The sequence below is a fragment of the Mycobacterium sp. genome, assembly GCF_032162605.1.
In the GTDB taxonomy this organism is placed as follows: domain Bacteria; phylum Actinomycetota; class Actinomycetes; order Mycobacteriales; family Mycobacteriaceae; genus Mycobacterium.
This window is the reverse complement of sequence record NZ_JAVROT010000487.1, coordinates 1-19,322: the sequence shown is the minus strand read 5'-3', so window position 1 is coordinate 19,322 and position 19,322 is coordinate 1. Positions and strand designations below refer to the sequence as shown.

Genomic DNA, 19,322 nt, shown 5'->3' with positions numbered 1-19,322 from the left:
TGACGCCGTAGGCGTCACTCCCCCCGGAAGCCGGCTGCCGACCACCGCATGCAGGACGTTCCCCCGTTCCTGCGTGCTCCCTGTATATCATCCCGCCACCCGAGTGACTGCTCAGCGTTGATCCACGTCGGCACCCGATGCCAGGTCACCGCACTCGACGGCGAGCACGTCGTCACGGCCCTTGAGGAACGCTCGCGCCCCCTCGTCACCGCGCAGCGTCGCCGACAACGCCTCCCAGTGCCTGCGCGCGACGACCACGGGGTGCCCAGGACGCCCGTCGTAGGCGGCCCGCGCCAGTCCAGATTCCGACGACGCGGCCATCCCGAGGACGCGGGAAACGACGTCGGCGCCGACGTCGGGGGTGTCGACGAGATGCAGTACCGCGAGATCCGCGCCATCGATGGCGGCCAGCCCCGTCCGCACCGACGCGCTGACGCCGGTCGCCCAGGCCGCTGCCACCACGGCACGAGCGGGCGGGGGGACGTCGACGATGGCCGCGCCCAGCACCACCACCACGTCGTCGCAACCTCCCCGAGCCAAGGCATCGACCGCTGAGCGCAGCCAGTCCCCCTGGTCTGCTAGCACTTTCGGCATTCCGAAGCGCGTCCCCGCCCCGGCTGCCAGCAATACCCCTGCCACGGAGCCCGCCTTCGACATGCGAACATTGTGAACCTGGTCAATTCTTGACCTGTGTCCACCCCAGCGTCGGCCCCGCCGTCGAATGCCCAGAAGAGGCGAGTGCACCCGGTCGACGAGGTGCTGCCCGTCCCCAAGCTCGCGCTGTATGGGTTTCAGCACGTGGTGGCGTTCTATGCCGGCGCGGTCCTGGTGCCCATCATCATCGCCGGCGCCATCAATCTGCCCCAGGAAGAACTGGTCAAGCTCATCACGGCGGACCTCTTCACCTGCGGGATCGCCTCGATCATCCAGGCCGTCGGGTTCCTGAACGTCGGGGTCCGGCTACCGCTGCTACAGGGCGTGACCTTTGCGGGCGTGTCGCCGATCATCGCGATCGGGCTGGCCCACGGCGGCGGCGCGGCCAGCCTCCTCTACGTCTACGGGGCGGTGATCGTCGCGGGCGCCTCCACCTTTGCGATCGCGCCGATCTTCGTCAAGCTGCTGCGGTACTTCCCGCCGGTGGTGACCGGCACCCTCATCACGATCATCGGACTGTGCCTCGTCCCGGTCGGGGCGGGCGACGCCATCACCAATCCGCACACCCACGAGCACGACCCCACCAGCATCCGCTGGCTGCTCTACGCGCTCGGCACCATCGCGATCATCGTTGCCATCCAACGCATCTTCCGCGGCTTCGTCGCCACCATCGCGGTACTGCTCGGCCTGGTGATCGGCTGCGCAGTGGCCTTCGCGCTCGGCGACATGAACTTCGACAAGGTCGGCGCGGCCGGCCCGATCGGGTTCACCCAGCCATTCCTGTTCGGCATGCCCAAGTTCGGCCTCGTCGCGTGCATCATGATGATCATCATCCTGCTGATCACCGCGGTCGAGTCCACGGGCAGCACCATGGCGACCGGCGAGATCGTCGGCAAGCGGATCAAGGCCTCCGACATCGGCAACGTGCTCCGCGCCGACGGCCCGGCCACCGCGATCGGCGGTGTCTTCAACTCGTTCCCGTACACCGCGTTCTCCGAGAACGTCGGCCTGGTGCGACTTACCGGCGTGAAGAGCCGCTGGGTGGTCGCCGCCGCGGGCGTCATCATGATCATCCTGGGTTTCCTGCCCAAGGTGGCCGCGATCGTGTCGTCGATCCCGAACCCGGTGCTGGGCGGCGCGGCACTCACTCTGTTCGCCACGGTCGCGGTCGTCGGCATCCAGACGTTGGGCAAGGTCGACTTCACCGACCACCGCAACCTGATCATCGTCACCGCCAGCCTGGCCCTGGCGCTGTGGGTCACCACGTACCCCGACGTCGCCAAGGCGATGCCGACTGGCATCGACCTTCTGTTCGGCAGCGGCATCAGCATCGGCGCCATCGCCGCCATCGTGCTCAACATCGTGTTCTTCCACCTGGGCATCAGCAAGGGCCCTCGGGTGGCAGGCGGCGGCACCATTACTCTCGACGAAGTGAACTCGATGACCAAGGAGCGCTTCACCGAGGTGTTCGGGCATGTGGTGCAAGACATTCCGTGGGCCGTCGAACGCGCCTTCGAGCAGCGCCCCTTCGCCGACCCCAGGGCGCTGCGAGACGCATTCCAGGACACCGTGCTGACCGGGTCCTCCGGGCAGCAGCTTCAGTTGATCAACGCCTTCCACGACCTGGGCGCCGAGGACGAAACCGGGCACGCGCTCGCCGTGGACCACGTCGCGCTGAGCAACTTGGCCGAGGAAGAGCACAACGACGTCGTCGAGCTTGCCGGGGCATATCGCGAACACTTCGGGTTCCCGTTGGTGATCTGCGCACGCGAGACCGAGCACTTCGACAGGGTGCTCAAGAACGGCTGGTCGCGGATGGACAACTCGACATCCGCCGAGAAGGCGTTCGCGCTGATCGAGATCGCCAAGATCGCCAACCACCGTTTCGACGACCTGGTGGCCGACGCGAGCCCGATCGCGGCCGCACGGTTCAGTCGCCTCAACGACTTGCAGTAGATGCCAACGCAAGGCGCTCTCGGCTTGGACGGCTTCAATCGGCTGACCGACCGTCAGCGGGCGAATCTGCTCTTCGGCGTGTGCTCGTCGACCATCTGGGCGCGACGGGTACTCGCGGGTGGTCCGTTTCGCGACGCGAACGCCCTGCTCGACCGCTCCGACCGGGTGCTCGCCGAGCTGCCCGACGGTGAGATCGACGCAGCGCTGGACGGCCATCCGCGGATCGGGGCGAAGGTCGACAACGCGTCGTCGGCCCGCGAACAGGCCCGCGTGGTCGAGGCCGACGATGACGTCCGCGCCGAACTGGCCGCCAAGAACCGGGAGTACGACGCCAAGTTCGGCTACGTCTACCTGGTGTGCGCCAGTGGCCGCTCGGCAGAGGAGCTGCTCGCCATCCTCGCCGACCGGCTGGACAACGACGCCGACACCGAGCGCCGCGTGATGCGCAGCGAGCTGGCCAAGATCAATCGTCTGCGGCTGGAACGGCTGTTGAGCGAGCCCGCTTCGTGACCGGTCTTTCGCGCCGAGTGGCCACTTGTTGCACGGTTTTCGCGGCTTCGCGTGTCCCAAGTGGCCACTCGGCAAGAGGATGGACGCCATGAGCCTCTCCACGCACGTTCTCGACGCCGTCTCCGGCCGGCCCGCCGCGGGCATCACCGTCACCTTGACCGACGCCGTCGGCGTGGCCGTGATCACCGCAGCCACCGACGGCGACGGACGCGTCGCGAAGCTGGGCGATGCCCTCACCGCCGGGATATACCGCCTTCACTTCGATACGGGGTCCTACTTCGCCGGACTGGACATCCCCAGCTTCTATCCCGAAATCGTCGTCGCGTTCGAGATCACCGATGCGGGTGGCAACTACCACGTCCCGGTACTGCTCTCGCCGTATGCCTATTCCACCTACCGAGGGAGTTGAGCGATGTCCAAGATCATTCTGGGCAAGAACCAGTACGGCAAGGCGGAGAACCGCGTCGTCCGGATCCATCGCGACACCCCACGGCACGAGATCCACGACATCAACGTATCTACTTGCCTACGAGGCGATTTCAGCGCCGCGCATCTAGCGGGCGATCAATCCGAGGTTCTGCCCACCGACACGCAGAAGCAGACCGCGTACGCCTATGCCAACGACAAGGGTCTGGTGTCCATCGAGAACTACGGCCTCGCGCTGGCCCGACACTTCGTCAGCGACGTCGGGCCGGTGACGGGTGCACGCATCGAGATCGACGAATACGCCTGGGAGCGTGCGATCGTCGACGGCGCCGAGCACGACTACACCTGGATCCGGAAGGGGCAGGAAGTGCGCACCGCCGCGATAACCGTCGACGCCGGCGGCGAATGGGTGGTCGGCGGCCTCAAGGACATGGTCATCCTGAAGTCCACCGGTTCGGAATTCGCCGGGTTCCTAAAGGACGACTATACGATTCTCGAACCGACCCACGACCGCGTCATGGCCACCTCGCTGGTGGCGCAGTGGCGCTTTACCACTACCGAAATAGACTGGGAGACAACGTTCACAGGCATCAAGGCGCAGCTGGTGAAACAGTTCGCCGTCGTCCAGTCACTGGCATTGCAACAGACCCTCTTCGAGATGGGCAAGGCCGTGCTCGAGACGTACCCGACCATCGCCGAGGTGCGACTGGCGGCGCCGAACAAACACCACTTCGTCTACGACCTGTCGCCCTTCGGACTGGAAAACGACAAGGAAGTGTTCAACGCCGACGACCGTCCCTACGGCCTGATCCAGGCGACGGTGACCCGGGACGACGCCCCCTCGGCGGGCCCGGCGTGGGATGTCTACCAGGGCTGGCTGTCCTAGCTATTCGAGCTGATCCCTCAGCCGCGCCAAAGATTTCGCGAGCAGTCGCGACACGTGCATCTGCGAGATGCCCACCCGCTCCGCGATCTGCGTCTGCGTCATCGACTCGAAGAACCGGAGCAGCAGCACCTGCCGCTCGCGTTCGGGAAGGCTGGCGAGCAAGGGGCGCAGCGATTCCCGATTCTCGATCTGATCGAGATTGAGGTCGACGTCGCCGAGGGTGTCCGCGATCGCGGGAGCCTCTTCGGAGCCACCGCCTGCCCCGTCGATCGAGAGTGTGTTGTAAGAGCTGCCCGCGACGAGCCCTTCGACGATTTCCTCGCGGTCGATCTCCAGTTCCGTGGCGAGTTCCGACGGTGTGGGGGCGCGACCGAGCCGCTGCGAAAGTTCGGCCGTGGCGGCGCCAAGGCGCAGATGAAGCTCCTTGAGCCGCCGGGGCACCTTAACTGACCAGCTGTTGTCTCGGAAGTGACGTCGAACCTCACCCATGATGGTCGGCACGGCGAAGGACACGAAGTCCGAACCTGCATCCACGTTGAACCGGATCACGGCGTTCACCAGCCCGACCCTGGCCACCTGCACGAGGTCATCACGCGGTTCACCGCGACCGTCGAACCGGCGGGCGATGTGATCGGCAAGCGGCAGGCACCGTTCCACGATGGAGTCACGCTGCCGGGTGAACTTCGCGGAGCCCTCCGGCAGCTCCTGCAACGTGCGGAACATGTCGACCACGTCCGCGTATTCAGAGTTCGACCGCGACGCCGAACTCCGAGAGGACGGCGTGGTCACCTCAGTGAGCTCGCTCGGTTCGTCGTCATGGAGATGCCGAAGACTTGAGCGTCCTCGGTCCCATGCCCGTCGTTGAAAGTGCTGACCTCATCGGTCAGAGAAGTGAGGACGTGCCAACTGAAGCTGCCGGGCACCACGATGTCGGGTGACGAGCACGTCGCAGACACGTCGACGACGAGTTGCTCCTCCAACGGGTGCACCACCAGGACGAGCATCGCGTCCGGGGTGGCCGACCTGATCAACCGGGTACAGGCCTCGTCGACGGCCAGACGAAGGTCCGCGACGCTGTCGAAGTCGAGATCCTCGTACGTCCCGACGGCGCCGACAACCGTGCGCAACACCGCCAGGTTCTCCAGCTTCGCCGCGACTCGGACCTCGACGGATCGTGGGCTGCGATGCCCTCCGCCGTGGTCGTCTTGACCATCTGACACACGCCCTCCAACTGATCTCGACGCGAGATTACCCCGAACTGGTTCCGAGCTAACCACCAGCGCTCTGATCACCAGTCATCTGTGACACAGAGCAACGGGGGGAGGTCGTCACCGCGTGTGTGATCACGTTGTACTTCACGCCTCCCGACCGATTCACCTAAATCATTCCAGCCATGTGTGCCCAGCCTGCCCACGCTTAAACCCTGTGTGACGCACTGAGGCGATCTGCCTCGGATCCCGTCGAAAACAACGTCATTCGTGCGCCCCGCAACATGACGCGCGCCGCAGTCCGTTTAGCCGATCACCCGCCCGGGCAGCCTACGGGGGCACGCGAAGCCACCACGTAAAGCCCTCGACGGGCTTGCCGAGCTCAAGACGTGGGCGGACGGCACTCCAGAGTGGTGGACGATATGAGAGGTATCCATGACTGACAAGGACACTGGCCCCGAAGCTGGCATCAAGGGCGTCGTCGAAGACGTCAAGGGCAAGGGGAAGGAAGTCGCAGGCACCGTGACGGGCCGCGACGACCTCATCCGCGAAGGCAAGGCGCAGCAGGACAAGGCCGAGGCCGAGCGCGACGTCGCCAAGAAGGAAGGCGAAGCGGAGGCCGCCCGTGGGGGCGCCGCCGCAGCCGAGGCTCGCCAGAAGGCAGAGCAGTAGTTTTCACGATACCTCGCTCGAAGAAGGCCCGGTCGGAACAACCCGGCCGGGCCTTCTTCTGGGTTGAGACAACCCCAGGCGACTCAATCCGCCGTCTCGGCGATGCGCTTGATCGCCGCGAGGCGCCGGTCCCAGTTCCTGCCGATCGCCTCCAGTTCGGCGGCGAGCCAACCCAGGCGGGCTCCGACTGCGCGGTAACGGATCTCACGGCCTACCCGGACGTGCTCGACGAGTCCGGCGTCGGCCAACACGGCCAGGTGTTTGGCGATGGCCTGGCGGCTGACGGGCAGTCGGCCGGCCAGCGCACTCGCCGATAGATCAGCGCCGCCGATCTCGGACAGGATGTGCCAGCGGGTTTCGTCGGCCAGCACCGAGAGAACCGCGGGCACCCCCGCGGTGCCGTTCGTCACCGCGATTCCACGAACTCCACGAGTTCGCCGAGCTCGGCCAGCCAGCCTTCGACGTTGCCTGCCTGCGCCGCCTGCGGGTCGTCGAGTTCCTCGAAACCGGTCTCAACCAGGTCCAGCCGCGTACCGCCGGCGATCTCGGTGAGATCGAATCGGACGAGCGTCGAGTTGCCCGCCACGGGGTCGACTCCCACGTCACGGGCCCACCGGTAGACCAGCGTCTTCGGTTTGTCGACGTGTTCGATCGCGATCCGGAATGGACCGTGCTCCGGCCAGCCGAACGAACCCCTCCCGCCGGGGGTCGCGTCGAACTCTGCGGTCTCGCCGAACCATTGGGCGATGAGGTCGGGCTCGGTGATGGCCGCCCACACCTTGTCCAGGGGTGCCTTGATGTCGATGCTGCGGGTGATGTCGAGTTCCGCCATGGGTCCAGTCTCCTCGTTGATCAATTGGTTGCAACTCCAGAGTTGCACATTGCATCGGCGTCATGCAACCCCCAAGTTGCATATCGCGGGCCGCCGGCGTCCCTGCGCATGCGGCGAGCGTCGCGCTTGACTACCGTCGATCGGTGGACCTCAACACCGTCGAGACGGTCAGCACGCCGAGGCGACGCGACGAACTGTGGCCGCTCGGTCCGTCGGATGCCGTGGTGGCAGGCGGCACGTGGCTGTTCTCCGAACCACAGCCGCGACTTCGACGGCTGGTCGACCTCAATCGGTTGGACTGGCCCGCGATCAGGCTGCGCGACGACGGAATCGAGCTCGCCGCCACGTGCACCCTGGCGCAGGTGTCGGAGTTGTCCACACGCCTGCCGGTGACACGTCCGCAATGGCAGGCCGCTCCCCTGTTCCACCAGTGCTGCACCGCGCTGCTGGCGTCGTTCAAGATCTGGCGTACCGCGACGGTGGGGGGCAACATATGTCTGTCGTTCCCGGCGGGCTCGATGATCTCCTTGACGTCCGCGCTCGGCGGCGAGGTCGTGGTGTGGCGTGCCGACGGCGCCGACTACCGGATGGCGATCACGGAGTTCGTGACCGGCTCGTCGGCCAACGTTCTGGCCACTGGCGACGTGCTTCGCTCGGTGCATCTGCCGTCGTCGGCGCTCCGGGGCCGCACCGCCTACCGCAAGCTCGCGCCGTCGCCGTTGGGCCGCTCCGGCATCGTCGTGATCGGCCGCCTCGACCCAGACGGGACGTTGGTGCTGTCGGTGACCGCGGCGACGGTCCGGCCTTACGTCTTCACCTTCCCGTCCCCGTCCCACGTGGAGGAGGTGCGACGGGCGCACGCAGGCATTCCCGACGACGCGTGGACCGACGACCCGCACGGCGATCCCGACTGGCGGTGCGCCATGAGTCTGCTGCTGGCGGAGCAGGTCTGCGAGGAGCTCTCGTGACCGTCGTCGAGCGAGAAGCGAAGCGGGATCGCGCATGATGATCGAGCGAGAAGCGAAGCGGGATCGCGCATGATGATCGTCAACGGCAAAGCGCTGCAGGATGATCCGTGGCCGGGGCAGTGCCTACGAACGTACCTTCGTGACCACGGCCACTTCGACGTCAAGAAGGGCTGCGATGCGGGTGACTGCGGCGCGTGCTCGGTGCTGGTGGACGGCTCACCCGTGCACTCGTGCGTGTTCCCCGCGTTCCGCGCATCCGGGCACGACGTCACGACGGTCGCGGGCCTCGGCACGCCCGCCAGACCGCATCCGATGCAGCGGAGGTTCGTCGAGGCCGGGGGATTCCAGTGTGGATTCTGCACCGCGGGCATGATCACCACGACGTCCGCACTGACTCCCGACCAGCTCGACGACCTTCCCGAGAACCTCAAGGGAAACCTGTGCAGGTGCACCGGATACCGGGCAATCACCGATGCCCTAGCCGGCGCTGTCAACACCAAGAAAGCCGGGGGCGCAGGTGATTCCGTGGGCGCCCCCGCCGGCATGCGCGTCGCCACGGGCACGGAGCAGTACACGATGGACCACACCCCAGAAGGCCTGCTCCACATGGCGGTGCTGCACAGTCCGCTGCCGCACGCCCGAATCACGTCGATCGACACCACCGCAGCCGAGCAGATTCCGGGCGTACGGCTGGTGCTGACTCATCGCGACAGCCCTGCCGTCGCGTTCTCGACGGCACGACACGACAGCCGGGCCGATGATCCCGACGACTCGTTCGTCCTCGACGACACCGTTCGATTCGTCGGTCAGCGAGTCGCCGCCGTCATCGCCGACACCCCCGCACTGGCCGACAATGCCTGCCGCGCAATCCAGGTCGAGTACTCCGAGCTGCCCGCCGTGTTCGATCCGGAGGCCGCGCGGACCGCCGGCGCGCCGCTCGTGCACGGAGACAAGGGGTCCGCTGCCCGCATTGCAGACGTCTCCCGCAACCTGGTCGCCGAACTGCACGGTGGCGTCGGGGACGTCGAGGCCGGTTTGGCCGCGGCGCGCGATTCTGGGGGCGCCGTCGTCGCCGGGCGGTGGACGACGCAGCGCGTCCAACACGCACACCTGGAGACCCATGGCAGCACAGGATGGCGAGATGACGAGGGGCGTTTGGTTATTCGCACCAGCTCGCAGGTGCCCTTCCTGGTCCGCGACGAGCTGTGCCAAGTCTTCGGCCTGGACCGCACGCAGGTGCACGTATTTACCCGCCGGGTCGGGGGCGGGTTCGGCGGCAAGCAGGAGATGCTCACCGAGGATCTCGTCGCACTCGCGGTGCTTCGACTGGGACAGCCGGTGCGCTACGAGTTCAGCCGCATCGACGAATTCACCACCGCACCGTGTCGGCACCCGTTCCGCGTGGACGCCACCGTTGCGGCGGGTGCGGACGGTATCTTGACCGCATTGGCGGTGGACGTGCTGGTGGATGCGGGCGCTTACGGCAACCACAGCCCCGGTGTGATGTTCCATGGGTGCGGCGAGTCGATTGCGATCTACCGGTGCGCGAACAAGCGTGTCGATGCACAAGCGGTGTACACCAACAACATTCCCTCGGGCGCCTTCCGCGGATATGGCCTCGGGCAGGTGATCTTCGCCGTGGAGTCCGCGCTGGACGAGCTGGCGCAGCGGCTCGACATCGACCCCTTCGAGCTGCGGCGGCGCAACGTCGTGGCGCCCGGTGACCCGTTCGTCGACTCGCACGTGGCCGACGACGACCTGACGTTTGGAAGCTACGGCCTTGACCAGTGTCTCGATCTCGCACAGAAAGCACTGGCCTCCGTGGACGGCACGGCACCGCCCGAGGGCGCACAGTGGCGCATTGGCGAGGGCATGGCCATCGCGATGATCGCGACGATCCCGCCACGCGGCCACTTCGCCGACGCGTCCGTCTCACTGGACGCCGACGGTGACTACACCGTGTCGGTCGGCACGGCGGAGTTCGGCAACGGAACCTCCACCGTCCATACCCAGATCGTCGCGTCCGAGCTCGGCATCGGTGCCGACCGCGTGCGCCTGCGCCAATCCGACACGGATGCAACGGTTTATGACTCCGGCGCGTTCGGCTCGGCCGGCACCGTGGTGGCAGGGCTTGCGGTGCAGGCCGCCTGCCGCGAGCTGCGGTCGGCGATCGAGGCCACTCCCGACTCGCGGCCGCTCGTCGGCCGCGGTTACCACGACGGCACTCCCAGGTCGGTCGCCTTCAACGTGCACGGGTTCCGGGTCGCGGTCAACGTCCAGACGGGTGAGGTGCGCATCCTGCAGTCGGTGCAGGCCGCGGACGCGGGAGTGGTGATGAATCCCGAGCAGTGCCGCGGCCAGGTCGAGGGCGGCGTCGCGCAGGCCATCGGGACTGCGCTGTACGAGGAGATGCGCACCGGCCCCGACGGCGCAGTCACCACCAAGGACTTACGCAATTACCACATTCCGCAGTTGGCCGACCTCCCCGTCACCGAGGTGTACTTCGCCGACACCTACGACATGCTCGGGCCGTTCGGCGCCAAGTCGATGAGCGAGTCGCCGTACAACCCGGTGGCTCCCGCGTTGGCCAACGCCATCGCCCGGGCGTGCGGCGCGCGACTGCGCCAATTGCCCATGACGCCCGCCCGGGTCTGGCGCGCGTTGCAGTAACGGCTGACACGTCTGCCACCCCTGAACGCGACCCTCCCCATCCCCGCGAGCGTGCGTGTCTGCACGCGACACGCCGTGGCGACATGGCAAAAGGTGCACGCTCGCGCGGAGGGAATGTCGGCGCCGGGGCCTACCATGCGTTCGTGGCACGTGGGACGACACGACTGAAGATGTACGCCGCCTTGGGCGTCGCCGCAGGAGTGGCAGCGCACCTGTCGGGCGTCAGCCTTCCGTGGAGTGCTGCGATCGGCATCCTCGCACCGGTCGTCGTCGCCGTGACACCGAGATTCGTCATCGGAATGCTCCGAGGTGCGAGCACTCCCGGCTCCCGCGAAAGCCCCGGTGCCGCGCAGCAGGCCATGTCCGGTCTGGAGTTCGAGGATTACGTGGCGCGCATTGCCCGGGGGTGTGGGGCTCCGGTCATCATGACACCGCTGTCCGGCGACTGGGGCGTGGATCTCATCGTCGGCCGTCGGCCGAATCGACTTGCCGTTCAATGCAAGCGGCAGGCCCGACCGGTCGGCACCAGCGCAGTGCAGGAGGTGGTGGCGGGTGCCCCGATGCAGGACTGCACGCGGACCATGGTGGTGACCAATCACGGCTTCACCCCTGCCGCCCGCAGACTCGCGGAGCTGCATGGGTGCGTGCTGGTCGGCGGCGAGGAGCTCACCCGGCTGGGGTCGACGATCCGCCGCCTCACCGCGCCGGACGCCATCGATCACTAGAGCCCGCGTAGAACCGACGCCGCGAGCGTGCGCCTCGTGCCATTTCGCCGCGGCGTGTCGCGCGCAGACACGCACGCTCGCGGCAGAAAGTGAGCTACCTACATGCCGGCGAGCACCGCGCGCACCGCGTCAACGGCGGCGTCGATCTCGCTCCGCGATGCGGTGAGCGCGGGCCGGAACCGAACGCTGTCCGGTCCGCTGGCCAGCATGATCACACGACGGTCCCACAGCTCGGTAATCAACTCGTCGCGCTGAGCCGCCGTCGGCATGCCGAACGCGCACATGAGGCCGCGCCCGCGCGGATCGACCACCAGCGCGGGGAACTCGGCGGCGAGGTCCCGCAACCGGTCGAGGAGATGGCGTCCGATGTCGGCGGCCCGATCGATGAGGCCCTCGGCCTCAATGGTTTCGAGGATGCGACGCGAGCGCACCATGTCCGTCAGGTTGCCGCCCCAGGTGGAGTTGATCCGCGAGCTGACGTTGAAGACGTTGTCGGCCACGTCATCGACGCGTCTGCCTGCCATCACACCGCACACCTGGGTCTTCTTGCCGAATGCGACGACGTCGGGCAGCACGCCCAATTGCTGGTAGGTCCAAGCCGTTCCGGTCATCCCGCAGCCGGTCTGAACCTCGTCGAAGATGAGAAGGGCGTCGAACTCGTCGCACAACTTCCGCATCGCGGCGAAGAACTCGCCCCGGAAGTGCCGGTCGCCGCCCTCCCCCTGAATCGGCTCGGCGATGAAGCAGGCGACGTCGTGCGGGTTGGCCTCGAACGCGGCGCGGGCCTGCCGCAGCGCCTCGGCCTCCAACTCGGCCATGTTCGCGCCGGGCCGCAGGTACGGGGCGTCGATGCGCGGCCAGTCGAACTTCGGGAAGCGGGCCACCTTGTTGGGGTCGGTGTTGGTCAGCGACATCGTGTACCCGCTGCGGCCGTGGAACGCGCCATGAAGGTGCAGCACCTTCGTCCCGAGTGCCGGATCCAGACCCCGGCTCTCGTTGAGGTGGCTCTTCCAGTCGAACGCGACCTTCAGGGCGTTCTCGACGGCCAGCGCGCCGCCGTCGACGAAGAACAGGTGTGGCAGGGCGGGGTCGCCGAGCACGCGCCGGAAGGTGTCGACGAAACGGGCCATCGGAACGCTGTAGACGTCGGAGTTGCTCGGCTTGTTCACGGCGGCCGCGGCGAGCTCGGCGCGCAACGCCGGGTCACCGGCAAGAGCCGGGTGGTTCATGCCCAGCGCGGACGATGCGAAGAACGTGAACATGTCCAGATAGCGCTCGCCGGTGCGGGCATCGACGAGATACGAGCCAGCCGACCGGTCGAGGTCGAGGACGAGGTCGAGCCCATCGGCGAGGATGCTGCGACTCAGCACCTTGCGCACGTCGTCGGGCGCCACGGAGGTGGCGAGGCTCAGGTCACGTGAAGGCAGGACTGCGGTCATAGCGCCATCTTAACGGATTATTTACGGCCCGCACGCCCCAAAACAGGATTTACTACGGCACGAAGTCGCGACCCTCGTAAAAAGTCTGTAAGATTATGGTGCTTCGGGTGCGGACGTTCGCCGCCGTCCTTATCTGTTGCAGTAGGTCTTCGAGCGCGCGCGCCGACCGGACACGCACCAAGAGGACGTAGCTCTCGTCCCCGGCCACCGAGTGACACGACACGATGGCCTCGATGTGTTCGAGCCGGGCGGGCGCATCATCGGGTTGAGAGGGATCAAGGGGTGTGATGGACACGAACGCCGACAGCATGTTCCCGACGGCCTCGGGGTCGATGCGCGCCTGGTACCCCATCACGACGCCACGGGTCTCCAGCCGGCGCACGCGCGATTGGACCGCGGACACCGACAGGCCTGCGCTCGCGGCGAGCTGCGCCAGCGTGGCCCGCCCGTCGGCCACCAGTTCACGCACCAGGATCCGGTCGATCTCGTCGAGCTCCTCCGCCACGTCGGCCATGGCCGGAGACTATCGCAGGGGATCCGGCGGGCAGGAGCGGAGCGACCCGGGGAGCGGTCCGGTGCTGGGGGTCCCCCCGCTTGCGGGGGAGAGCGTAGCCACCCGGGGAAATGTGCCGACGGCATGAACGTCCCGACCTCAGAGCTGCGGACGCGATTCGCGGCCGCGCTGTCACGAATGTACGGCACCGAGGTACCCGCTTATACGACGCTGGTGGACGTCGCCACCGAGGTCAATCGCCGCGCAAGGGTCGCGAGCGGTACGACGCCGCCGTGAGCTGTCCGGATCCGGCGGCCTCCTGGGCCGAGCACTTCCCCGCCACCGGCGCCGAGATGGCAGCCAGCGGCCTCGCCTACTACGGCGGCGGGGACGCAGGCAAACCCGTTGTCTACGAGGACTTCCTGCCGACATCGGCGGCAGGAATCTTCCGGTCCAACCTGGACGGCGACGCCGCCGCAGTCGATGCCGACGACCGATCCGGCTACAGCGCCGACTGGATGGCCGGCGCCATCGGCCATCACGTTCACGACCCGTACGACCTCTACGAGAAAGCAGCATCGTGACCAACCAAATGAGCGCCCTCCCGACCGCCGACGAGCTTCGCGACCGGGCCCGCACCGCGTTGAAGGCCGTCGGCTCGGCGATCGAGCTCGGTGCACCCGGCGGCCACGGCCTGCAGGCCAGCACCCCGATCACCGGCGACGTACTCTTCACCTTCACCGAGACCACCACCCGCGGGGCCGACGAGGCCATCGCCGACGCGGCTCGAGCCTTCGCGGCGTGGCGGGTCACCCCCGCCCCCGTCCGCGGCGCTCTCGTCGCCCGGCTTGGTGAACTGCTCGTCGAGCACAAGGCCGATCTGGCCACGCTGGTCACCATCGAGGCGGGGAAGATCACCTCGGAGGCGCTCGGCGAGGTCCAGGAGATGATCGACATCTGCCAGTTCGCCGTCGGCCTCTCGCGGCAGTTGTATGGGCGCACCATCGCCTCCGAGCGGCCCGGCCACCGGCTGATGGAGACGTGGCATCCGCTCGGCGTCGTCGGCGTCATCACCGCCTTCAACTTTCCCGTCGCGGTGTGGGCGTGGAACACCGCGGTGGCGCTGGTGTGCGGTGACACCGTGGTGTGGAAGCCCTCGGAGCTCACGCCACTGACCGCCATCGCGTGTCAGGCCCTCATCGAGCGGGCCGCCTCCGATGTTGGGGCCGTGGGCAATGTTTGCCGACTCATCCAGGGCGGCAGGGAGATCGGCGAGCTGCTTGTCGACGACCCACGTGTCGCCCTGGTCAGTGCGACCGGATCGGTGCGGATGGGCCAGCAGGTGGGCCCGCGGGTGGCACAGCGATTCGGCAAGTCGCTGCTGGAACTCGGCGGCAACAACGCCGCCATCGTGACGCCGTCGGCGGACCTCGACCTGGCCGTCCGCGGCATCGTGTTCTCCGCGGCAGGTACCGCAGGCCAGCGCTGCACCACGCTACGACGGGTGATCGCGCACAGCTCCGTCGCCGACGCCCTCGTCGAGCGCGTCACCACGGCGTACCGCAGCCTGCCGATCGGTGATCCGTCTGCCGGCGGCACCCTCGTCGGGCCGCTGATCCACGAGAGGTCCTACCGCGATATGGTCGGCGCCCTGGAGAAGGCTCGCGCCGACGGGGGCGAGGTCATCGGTGGCGAGCGTCGCGACCTCGGTGAGGGATCCTTCTACGTCGAACCCGCGGTGGTGCGGATGCCTGCCCAGACGGCGGTGGTCCACGACGAAACGTTCGCACCGATCCTGTACGTGTTGACCTATGATTCTCTCGATGAGGCGATCGCGCTGAACAATGCCGTGCCACAGGGTCTTTCGTCGGCTATCTTCACCACCGACATGCGGGAGGCCGAGACATTCATGGCCGCCGACGGCTCGGACTGCGGCATCGCCAACGTCAACATCGGCACTTCGGGCGCCGAGATCGGCGGCGCGTTCGGCGGCGAGAAGCAGACCGGCGGCGGCCGGGAGTCAGGGTCCGACTCCTGGAAGGCCTACATGCGGCGCGCTACCAACACCGTCAACTACAGCTCCGAACTCCCGCTCGCCCAGGGCGTCCACTTCGGCTAGCACCTCGGCCGTGTCGGCGCCCAACTAGGGCGCAGGCCCGGCCACCCGGCCAGGGGTGCGCGAAAACCAGGTCGGCACACCGGGAAAGCGCACTGGACCGTGCTTGGTCTGCACGGTCTCGAACAATCCGACGACACGGCCGCCGCGGCCCGCCGTTGGCTCTCGACTGCGAAAGCGTCGACGTCCTCGCGCGTGAAGGCCTCGAGCGTGGCGATGAGATCAGCCGAAACATCTTGCGGTACAGTTGGATACAACTGACGAAAGGCTGGGTTTGCACCGTCGATCGTCACGGACCCAGCGGTCAGGTTCCATCGCGACATCGATTCGACGCCGCCGGCGACCACCAGATCCTGGACACCGCTGGCCACCCCCATCGCCGCGACGGTGATCGCCTGTTGACCGGAACCGCAGAAGCGGTTCAGCGTCATTCCCGGCACCGTCTCCGGCCACCCGGCCAGGAGCAGCGAGAGACGGGCGATGTCGTCACCGTGGTCGGCGGCCAGGATTCCGTTGCCGGCGATCACGTCGTCGACGTCGACCGGTTCGAACCCGATGCGGGCGCTCAGTGCCCCTAGGCACTGCGCGAGTAGAGCCTGCGGGTGGATCCCATGCAGTCCGCCGTCGGCACGGCCCTTGCCGCGCGGCGTTCGGACGACGTCGAGAATCCACGCCTCGGCAACTGACACCCTTCGCACGCTAGCCCATTGCGCGTTTACGCACTCCCGAACGGGAAAAAACCTACACTGGGCGGGTGCGGAGCGAAGCAGTGAAGACGACTGGCGCGACGAGCGTCGCTGCGGTGACCCGGCCACGGGGTCGCCCTCGCCAGATTAGTCGTGAGCGGATCGTCTCGGCGGCAAGGGATTTACCGCCGGAATCGATGACGATGCAGGCGGTAGCCGACGCACTGGGCGTGGACCCGAAGGCGCTCAACTACCACGTCGGCGATCGCGAGGGTCTGCGAGAACTCGTCGCATTGGACGTGTTCGAGTCCGAGCTCTACCGCGTCGAGCTGCCCGCCGGCGGCGACTGGCGGGTGGTGACCCGCTCGTACGCCTCGGCGTTGCGCGATGCGTTCACCCAACTCGGGGTGCTGGCGACCTCTTTTCACCTCCCCGCGGCCAGCGGATTGGGAGCACTTGCTCCGGTCGAGTGCGTCCTACGGGCATTGGTCGACGCCGGCTTCGACGTCGACCAGGCGGGTCGGGCGTTGACCCTGATCACCGAGACGGCGTACACGGCCGGGCGTGCCGCAGTGCTCACCGCTCAGAATCGCGTTCATCCGAACGTGCCCGAGGTGGCCAGCGCCTTGCAGAGTGCGGCAGTGGATGACTACCCGATGCTTCGTCAAGTCGTTGCGTCCGGCGAGGGCATGGGCCAGGACTCCGGGCAGCTCGACTTCAACCTGACAGTGGTCATCTCAGGACTGGAGCGTGTTCTCGCCGGGAGTTCGGGCAGCTGATGGTCACCGAATCCCTCTTGTCCTCCCCTGGGCCGAATCTCGCGCGCCCGTTCGCTCCACATCGATTGAGGATCTATCTCGGCGCGACCATCTTCACGAGCGTGGCCATGGCGATCACGACGATCGACACCGGGCTCGGCGTGCTGCATGCGACCATGACCTTGGACGTGATCGGGAACATCACCCTGGCGCTCCCACTCGTCACGGTTCCCGTCGTGTGTTCTGGAATGCCCCTGGCGAGAACCGGCCACGCCTGGAGACCGCGGCCGAACTCACCCTGGTCTATCTGCCGTTCACCGCGTTCAGCCAGCTGACCTACGAGCTGGCGTTCCTGGTCGGCCACCTCTTCGGAGTCTGGGCGCCCACCGACGACCCCGGCTGGAAGTGGTTGTGGTGGCAGTACGGATTGGCCGACACCCGGTACTGGGGAGACAACGCGTTCATCTTCGGTGTGGAGTTCGCCGCCGTCATCGCCGGTGCCATCGTCTTCTGCGGCTGGGTCCGGCTGATCCGGACCGACGTCTCGGACGAGGTGCGGGTCCGAAGCCTGTGGCTCGGCGTGTTCCCCCTGCTCGTCCTCTGCGCCATCCATCTGCAAGTCGACTTTCTGACCCGACGCATGGGAGCGCGCGAGGGTCTGACCGAAACTGTGCGGTAGACAGGGTCCATGAAGATCAAGGGCAGCGTTGCCGTCATCACCGGCGCCGGGTCCGGAATCGGGCGCGCACTCGCAACGTCGTTTGCCTCAGCAGGAGCCTCCGTGGTCGCGGGCGATCTCGATGGGGCGGGCGCCCAGGAAACCGCCGCGCGCATCAGGTCCACCGGTTCGGCCGCCGTCGGAGTGGTTGCCGACGCCGCATCGGTCGACGGCATTGCGGCGCTGATCGACTCGGCGCGCGACGAATTTGGGCCCGTCGACCTGTACGTCGCCAATGCGGGGATCATCGGCGCGCCCGGCCTCGGCGACGACGAAGGGGACTGGGACCGCATCATCGACGTCAATCTGCGCGCTCACGTTCGGGCGGCGAAGGCCCTGGTGCCCGAATGGCTCCAGCGCGGCGGAGGCTACTTCGTCAGTGTCGCGTCCGCGGCGGGGTTACTCACGCAGATCGGCGCAGCCGGCTACTCCGTCACCAAGCACGCCGCCGTCGGTTTCGCCGAGTGGCTGTCGATTACATACGGCGGCAACGGAATCGGCGTCTCGTGCGTCTGCCCGATGGGCGTCGACACACCCTTGCTCAACGAGATCCTCTCGTCGGCAGACCCGGCCGCGCGGATGGCGGGGGCAGCGGTAGCGAGCGCCGGTGAGGTGATGGGGCCGGACCGGGTGGCCGCGTTGACGGTCGAAGCCGTCCGCAACGGCGAGTTCCTGGTGCTCCCGCACCCCGCGGTGCTCGACATGTACCGCCAGAAGGGGTCGGACTACGAGCGATGGATCGCGGGCATGCGCCGCTACCAGGGCACGCTCGGTTGATCCAGTGCGTTGAGGCCGCCGCTGCGGCTGTTGGACATCTGTCAATTACGATGTCGGGGTGCCCGATCGCAGAAGGCTGTCCCCCGAGGACAGGCGAAGCGAGCTCCTCGCCCTTGGCGCCAAGGTGTTCGGCCAACGGCCCTACGACGAGGTCCGCATCGACGAGATCGCCGAACGGGCGGGCGTCTCGCGGGCGCTGATGTACCACTACTTCCCGGACAAGCGGGCGTTCTTCGCCGCCGTCGTGCGAGCCGAGGGCGAGCGCCTCTTCGAGGCCACCAACACGTCTCCGCAACCGGGGTTGAGCCTCTTCGGACAACTGCGGGCGGGCGTGCTCGCCTACCTGCACTACGACGAAGCCCACCCGCACGGCGCATGGGCGGCCCACATGGGGATGGGACGTTCCGACCCGGTCCTGCGCGGCATCGACGACGTCGACAACGACCGGCAGGCCAACCGAATCACCGACCGGGTCACCGCGGCACTCGACGGCCCGCTGGACTCCAAGGTGGAGCGCGACCTCCGCGTGCTCGTCTACGGCTGGCTGGCCTTCACCTTCGAGATGTGTCGCCAGCGCATCATCGACCCGTCGATCGACGCCGGCGAGGTCGCCGACGCCTGCGCGCACTCGCTGCTCGACGCCATCGCCCGCATGCCAGGGATCCCCGACGTCGGGTGACTTCGGCACCGGTGTCGGTGGGTACGGGCACTATGGCGGGATGGCCCCCAAGACCACCGATCCGATGGGCCGCTTCAGCGCGCTCGTGCGGGAGTGGTTCGCGGGCACCTTCCCGGCACCCACCGCCGCGCAGGCCGAGGCGAGGGCAG

At 67.4% G+C, this 19,322-nt stretch carries 22 protein-coding genes and 3 pseudogenes; 15 read left to right on the top strand and 10 right to left on the bottom strand.

What is annotated here, in order from left to right; all coding sequences use genetic code 11:
* Positions 1-111: 111 nt before the first annotated feature.
* Positions 112-657 (bottom strand): nucleotidyltransferase family protein, encoded by a 546-nt coding sequence (locus tag QOI01_RS26860; RefSeq protein WP_526386200.1) that lies wholly within the window; start codon positions 655-657, stop codon positions 112-114.
* 33 nt (positions 658-690) lie between these two features.
* Between QOI01_RS26860 and pbuX the strand changes: the two genes are divergently transcribed.
* The 4 genes from pbuX to pucL all read left to right on the top strand — a co-directional run bounded on the left by pbuX (position 691) and on the right by pucL (position 4,432).
* Complete coding sequence (gene pbuX / locus QOI01_RS26855) at positions 691-2,610, top strand: PbuX/PucJ/PucK family nucleobase permease (protein WP_526386199.1); 1,920 nt, start codon at positions 691-693, stop codon at positions 2,608-2,610.
* Positions 2,611-3,120 carry a 2-oxo-4-hydroxy-4-carboxy-5-ureidoimidazoline decarboxylase gene (gene uraD / locus QOI01_RS26850; protein ID WP_526386198.1) on the top strand — a complete coding sequence of 170 codons (510 nt, stop codon included), beginning with the start codon at positions 2,611-2,613 and terminating at the stop codon, positions 3,118-3,120.
* Between the two features lie 88 nt (positions 3,121-3,208).
* Complete coding sequence (gene uraH, locus QOI01_RS26845) at positions 3,209-3,529, top strand: hydroxyisourate hydrolase (RefSeq protein WP_526386197.1); 321 nt, start codon at positions 3,209-3,211, stop codon at positions 3,527-3,529.
* A 3-nt stretch (positions 3,530-3,532) separates the two neighbouring features.
* Positions 3,533-4,432, top strand: coding sequence for a factor-independent urate hydroxylase (gene pucL / locus QOI01_RS26840; RefSeq protein ID WP_526386196.1), 900 nt, complete (start codon positions 3,533-3,535; stop codon positions 4,430-4,432).
* Here pucL and QOI01_RS26835 read toward each other — a convergent pair whose 3' ends face one another.
* Both QOI01_RS26835 and QOI01_RS26830 read right to left on the bottom strand, forming a co-directional pair.
* Positions 4,433-5,221 (bottom strand): RNA polymerase sigma factor SigF, encoded by a 789-nt coding sequence (locus QOI01_RS26835; RefSeq protein ID WP_526386195.1) that lies wholly within the window; start codon positions 5,219-5,221, stop codon positions 4,433-4,435.
* The gene (locus QOI01_RS26830) at positions 5,218-5,652 is read right to left on the bottom strand and encodes an ATP-binding protein (RefSeq protein ID WP_526386194.1); all 435 of its coding nucleotides are present in this window, start codon (positions 5,650-5,652) and stop codon (positions 5,218-5,220) included. Before QOI01_RS26830 ends, QOI01_RS26835 begins: the two co-directional genes overlap by 4 nt.
* Before the next feature lie 423 nt (positions 5,653-6,075).
* On the opposite strand from QOI01_RS26830, the gene mbp1 reads away from it, so the two are divergent.
* Entirely contained in the window at positions 6,076-6,312 is a 237-nt protein-coding gene (mbp1, locus tag QOI01_RS26825) for a microaggregate-binding protein 1 (RefSeq protein ID WP_526386193.1), read from the top strand.
* Between the two features lie 83 nt (positions 6,313-6,395).
* On the opposite strand, the gene QOI01_RS26820 is transcribed toward mbp1, so the two are convergent.
* A complete protein-coding gene (locus QOI01_RS26820; RefSeq protein WP_526386192.1) occupies positions 6,396-6,722 on the bottom strand; it encodes an ArsR/SmtB family transcription factor in 327 nt (108 codons plus the stop codon).
* The gene (locus QOI01_RS26815; protein WP_526386191.1) at positions 6,719-7,144 is read right to left on the bottom strand and encodes an SRPBCC family protein; all 426 of its coding nucleotides are present in this window, start codon (positions 7,142-7,144) and stop codon (positions 6,719-6,721) included. Before QOI01_RS26815 ends, QOI01_RS26820 begins: the two co-directional genes overlap by 4 nt.
* A gap of 143 nt (positions 7,145-7,287) precedes the next feature.
* Between QOI01_RS26815 and QOI01_RS26810 the strand changes: the two genes are divergently transcribed.
* From QOI01_RS26810 to QOI01_RS26800, 3 genes are all read left to right on the top strand, one after another.
* A complete protein-coding gene (locus tag QOI01_RS26810; protein ID WP_526386190.1) occupies positions 7,288-8,112 on the top strand; it encodes an FAD binding domain-containing protein in 825 nt (274 codons plus the stop codon).
* Between the two features lie 72 nt (positions 8,113-8,184).
* Positions 8,185-10,782 (top strand): molybdopterin-dependent oxidoreductase, encoded by a 2,598-nt coding sequence (locus tag QOI01_RS26805; protein WP_526386217.1) that lies wholly within the window; start codon positions 8,185-8,187, stop codon positions 10,780-10,782.
* A 170-nt stretch (positions 10,783-10,952) separates the two neighbouring features.
* A complete protein-coding gene (locus tag QOI01_RS26800) occupies positions 10,953-11,507 on the top strand; it encodes a restriction endonuclease (RefSeq protein WP_526386216.1) in 555 nt (184 codons plus the stop codon).
* 98 nt (positions 11,508-11,605) lie between these two features.
* On the opposite strand, the gene lat is transcribed toward QOI01_RS26800, so the two are convergent.
* Positions 11,606-12,946, bottom strand: a complete 1,341-nt coding sequence (lat, locus tag QOI01_RS26795) for an L-lysine 6-transaminase (RefSeq protein WP_526386189.1) — start codon at positions 12,944-12,946, stop codon at positions 11,606-11,608.
* A 52-nt stretch (positions 12,947-12,998) separates the two neighbouring features.
* Positions 12,999-13,451, bottom strand: a complete 453-nt coding sequence (locus QOI01_RS26790; protein WP_526386215.1) for an Lrp/AsnC family transcriptional regulator — start codon at positions 13,449-13,451, stop codon at positions 12,999-13,001.
* A gap of 132 nt (positions 13,452-13,583) precedes the next feature.
* Between QOI01_RS26790 and QOI01_RS26785 the strand changes: the two genes are divergently transcribed.
* The 3 genes and pseudogenes from QOI01_RS26785 (at position 13,584) to amaB (ending at position 15,558) form a co-directional block, all read left to right on the top strand.
* On the top strand, positions 13,584-13,736 hold the full coding sequence (locus QOI01_RS26785) for a 2-oxoadipate dioxygenase/decarboxylase family protein (protein WP_526386218.1): 153 nt from the start codon (positions 13,584-13,586) through the stop codon (positions 13,734-13,736).
* Positions 13,706-14,023: pseudogene (locus QOI01_RS26780) on the top strand (2-oxoadipate dioxygenase/decarboxylase family protein); the annotation flags it as partial. The gene QOI01_RS26785 and the pseudogene QOI01_RS26780, both read left to right, overlap by 31 nt.
* Positions 14,024-14,031: 8 nt before the next feature.
* Positions 14,032-15,558, top strand: a complete 1,527-nt coding sequence (gene amaB, locus QOI01_RS26775; RefSeq protein WP_526386188.1) for an L-piperidine-6-carboxylate dehydrogenase — start codon at positions 14,032-14,034, stop codon at positions 15,556-15,558.
* Here amaB and QOI01_RS26770 read toward each other — a convergent pair.
* Positions 15,460-15,690 (bottom strand): annotated as a pseudogene (locus tag QOI01_RS26770) (CoA transferase); the annotation flags it as partial. The gene amaB and the pseudogene QOI01_RS26770 sit on opposite strands and share 99 nt — an antisense overlap.
* 2 nt (positions 15,691-15,692) lie before the next feature.
* Positions 15,693-16,163: pseudogene (locus QOI01_RS26765) on the bottom strand (thiolase family protein); the annotation flags it as partial.
* A gap of 275 nt (positions 16,164-16,438) precedes the next feature.
* Between QOI01_RS26765 and QOI01_RS26760 the strand changes: the two are divergent.
* Positions 16,439-17,020, top strand: coding sequence for a TetR/AcrR family transcriptional regulator C-terminal domain-containing protein (locus QOI01_RS26760; RefSeq protein ID WP_526386187.1), 582 nt, complete (start codon positions 16,439-16,441; stop codon positions 17,018-17,020).
* A 73-nt stretch (positions 17,021-17,093) separates the two neighbouring features.
* Here the strand turns inward: QOI01_RS26760 and QOI01_RS26755 are convergent, their stop codons facing one another.
* Positions 17,094-17,225 carry a hypothetical protein gene (locus QOI01_RS26755; protein WP_526386186.1) on the bottom strand — a complete coding sequence of 44 codons (132 nt, stop codon included), beginning with the start codon at positions 17,223-17,225 and terminating at the stop codon, positions 17,094-17,096.
* Between the two features lie 12 nt (positions 17,226-17,237).
* Here QOI01_RS26755 and QOI01_RS26750 point away from each other — a divergent pair, with 12 nt between their 5' ends.
* Genes QOI01_RS26750 through QOI01_RS26740 form a run of 3 tightly spaced genes read left to right on the top strand, consistent with a single transcriptional unit; the run spans position 17,238 to position 19,173 of the window.
* Positions 17,238-17,678 (top strand): hypothetical protein, encoded by a 441-nt coding sequence (locus tag QOI01_RS26750; protein ID WP_526386185.1) that lies wholly within the window; start codon positions 17,238-17,240, stop codon positions 17,676-17,678.
* Between the two features lie 9 nt (positions 17,679-17,687).
* Positions 17,688-18,494 carry an SDR family oxidoreductase gene (locus tag QOI01_RS26745; protein WP_526386184.1) on the top strand — a complete coding sequence of 269 codons (807 nt, stop codon included), beginning with the start codon at positions 17,688-17,690 and terminating at the stop codon, positions 18,492-18,494.
* A 58-nt stretch (positions 18,495-18,552) separates the two neighbouring features.
* On the top strand, positions 18,553-19,173 hold the full coding sequence (locus QOI01_RS26740; RefSeq protein WP_526386183.1) for a TetR/AcrR family transcriptional regulator: 621 nt from the start codon (positions 18,553-18,555) through the stop codon (positions 19,171-19,173).
* Positions 19,174-19,322 lie beyond the last annotated feature (149 nt).

What these genes read in the sequence shown, in the direction of transcription:
- QOI01_RS26860 (WP_526386200.1), bottom strand. Translation starts at nt 657, where the DNA reads ATGTCGAAGGCGGGCTCCGTGGCAGGGGTATTGCTGGCAGCCGGGGCG.
- uraD (WP_526386198.1), top strand. Translation starts at nt 2,611, where the DNA reads ATGCCAACGCAAGGCGCTCTCGGCTTGGACGGCTTCAATCGGCTGACC.
- uraH (WP_526386197.1), top strand. Translation starts at nt 3,209, where the DNA reads ATGAGCCTCTCCACGCACGTTCTCGACGCCGTCTCCGGCCGGCCCGCC.
- pucL (WP_526386196.1), top strand. Translation starts at nt 3,533, where the DNA reads ATGTCCAAGATCATTCTGGGCAAGAACCAGTACGGCAAGGCGGAGAAC.
- mbp1 (WP_526386193.1), top strand. Translation starts at nt 6,076, where the DNA reads ATGACTGACAAGGACACTGGCCCCGAAGCTGGCATCAAGGGCGTCGTC.
- QOI01_RS26815 (WP_526386191.1), bottom strand. Translation starts at nt 7,144, where the DNA reads ATGGCGGAACTCGACATCACCCGCAGCATCGACATCAAGGCACCCCTG.
- QOI01_RS26805 (WP_526386217.1), top strand. Translation starts at nt 8,185, where the DNA reads ATGATCGTCAACGGCAAAGCGCTGCAGGATGATCCGTGGCCGGGGCAG.
- QOI01_RS26800 (WP_526386216.1), top strand. Translation starts at nt 10,953, where the DNA reads ATGTACGCCGCCTTGGGCGTCGCCGCAGGAGTGGCAGCGCACCTGTCG.
- lat (WP_526386189.1), bottom strand. Translation starts at nt 12,946, where the DNA reads ATGACCGCAGTCCTGCCTTCACGTGACCTGAGCCTCGCCACCTCCGTG.
- QOI01_RS26785 (WP_526386218.1), top strand. Translation starts at nt 13,584, where the DNA reads ATGAACGTCCCGACCTCAGAGCTGCGGACGCGATTCGCGGCCGCGCTG.
- amaB (WP_526386188.1), top strand. Translation starts at nt 14,032, where the DNA reads ATGAGCGCCCTCCCGACCGCCGACGAGCTTCGCGACCGGGCCCGCACC.
- QOI01_RS26760 (WP_526386187.1), top strand. Translation starts at nt 16,439, where the DNA reads ATGACGATGCAGGCGGTAGCCGACGCACTGGGCGTGGACCCGAAGGCG.
- QOI01_RS26745 (WP_526386184.1), top strand. Translation starts at nt 17,688, where the DNA reads ATGAAGATCAAGGGCAGCGTTGCCGTCATCACCGGCGCCGGGTCCGGA.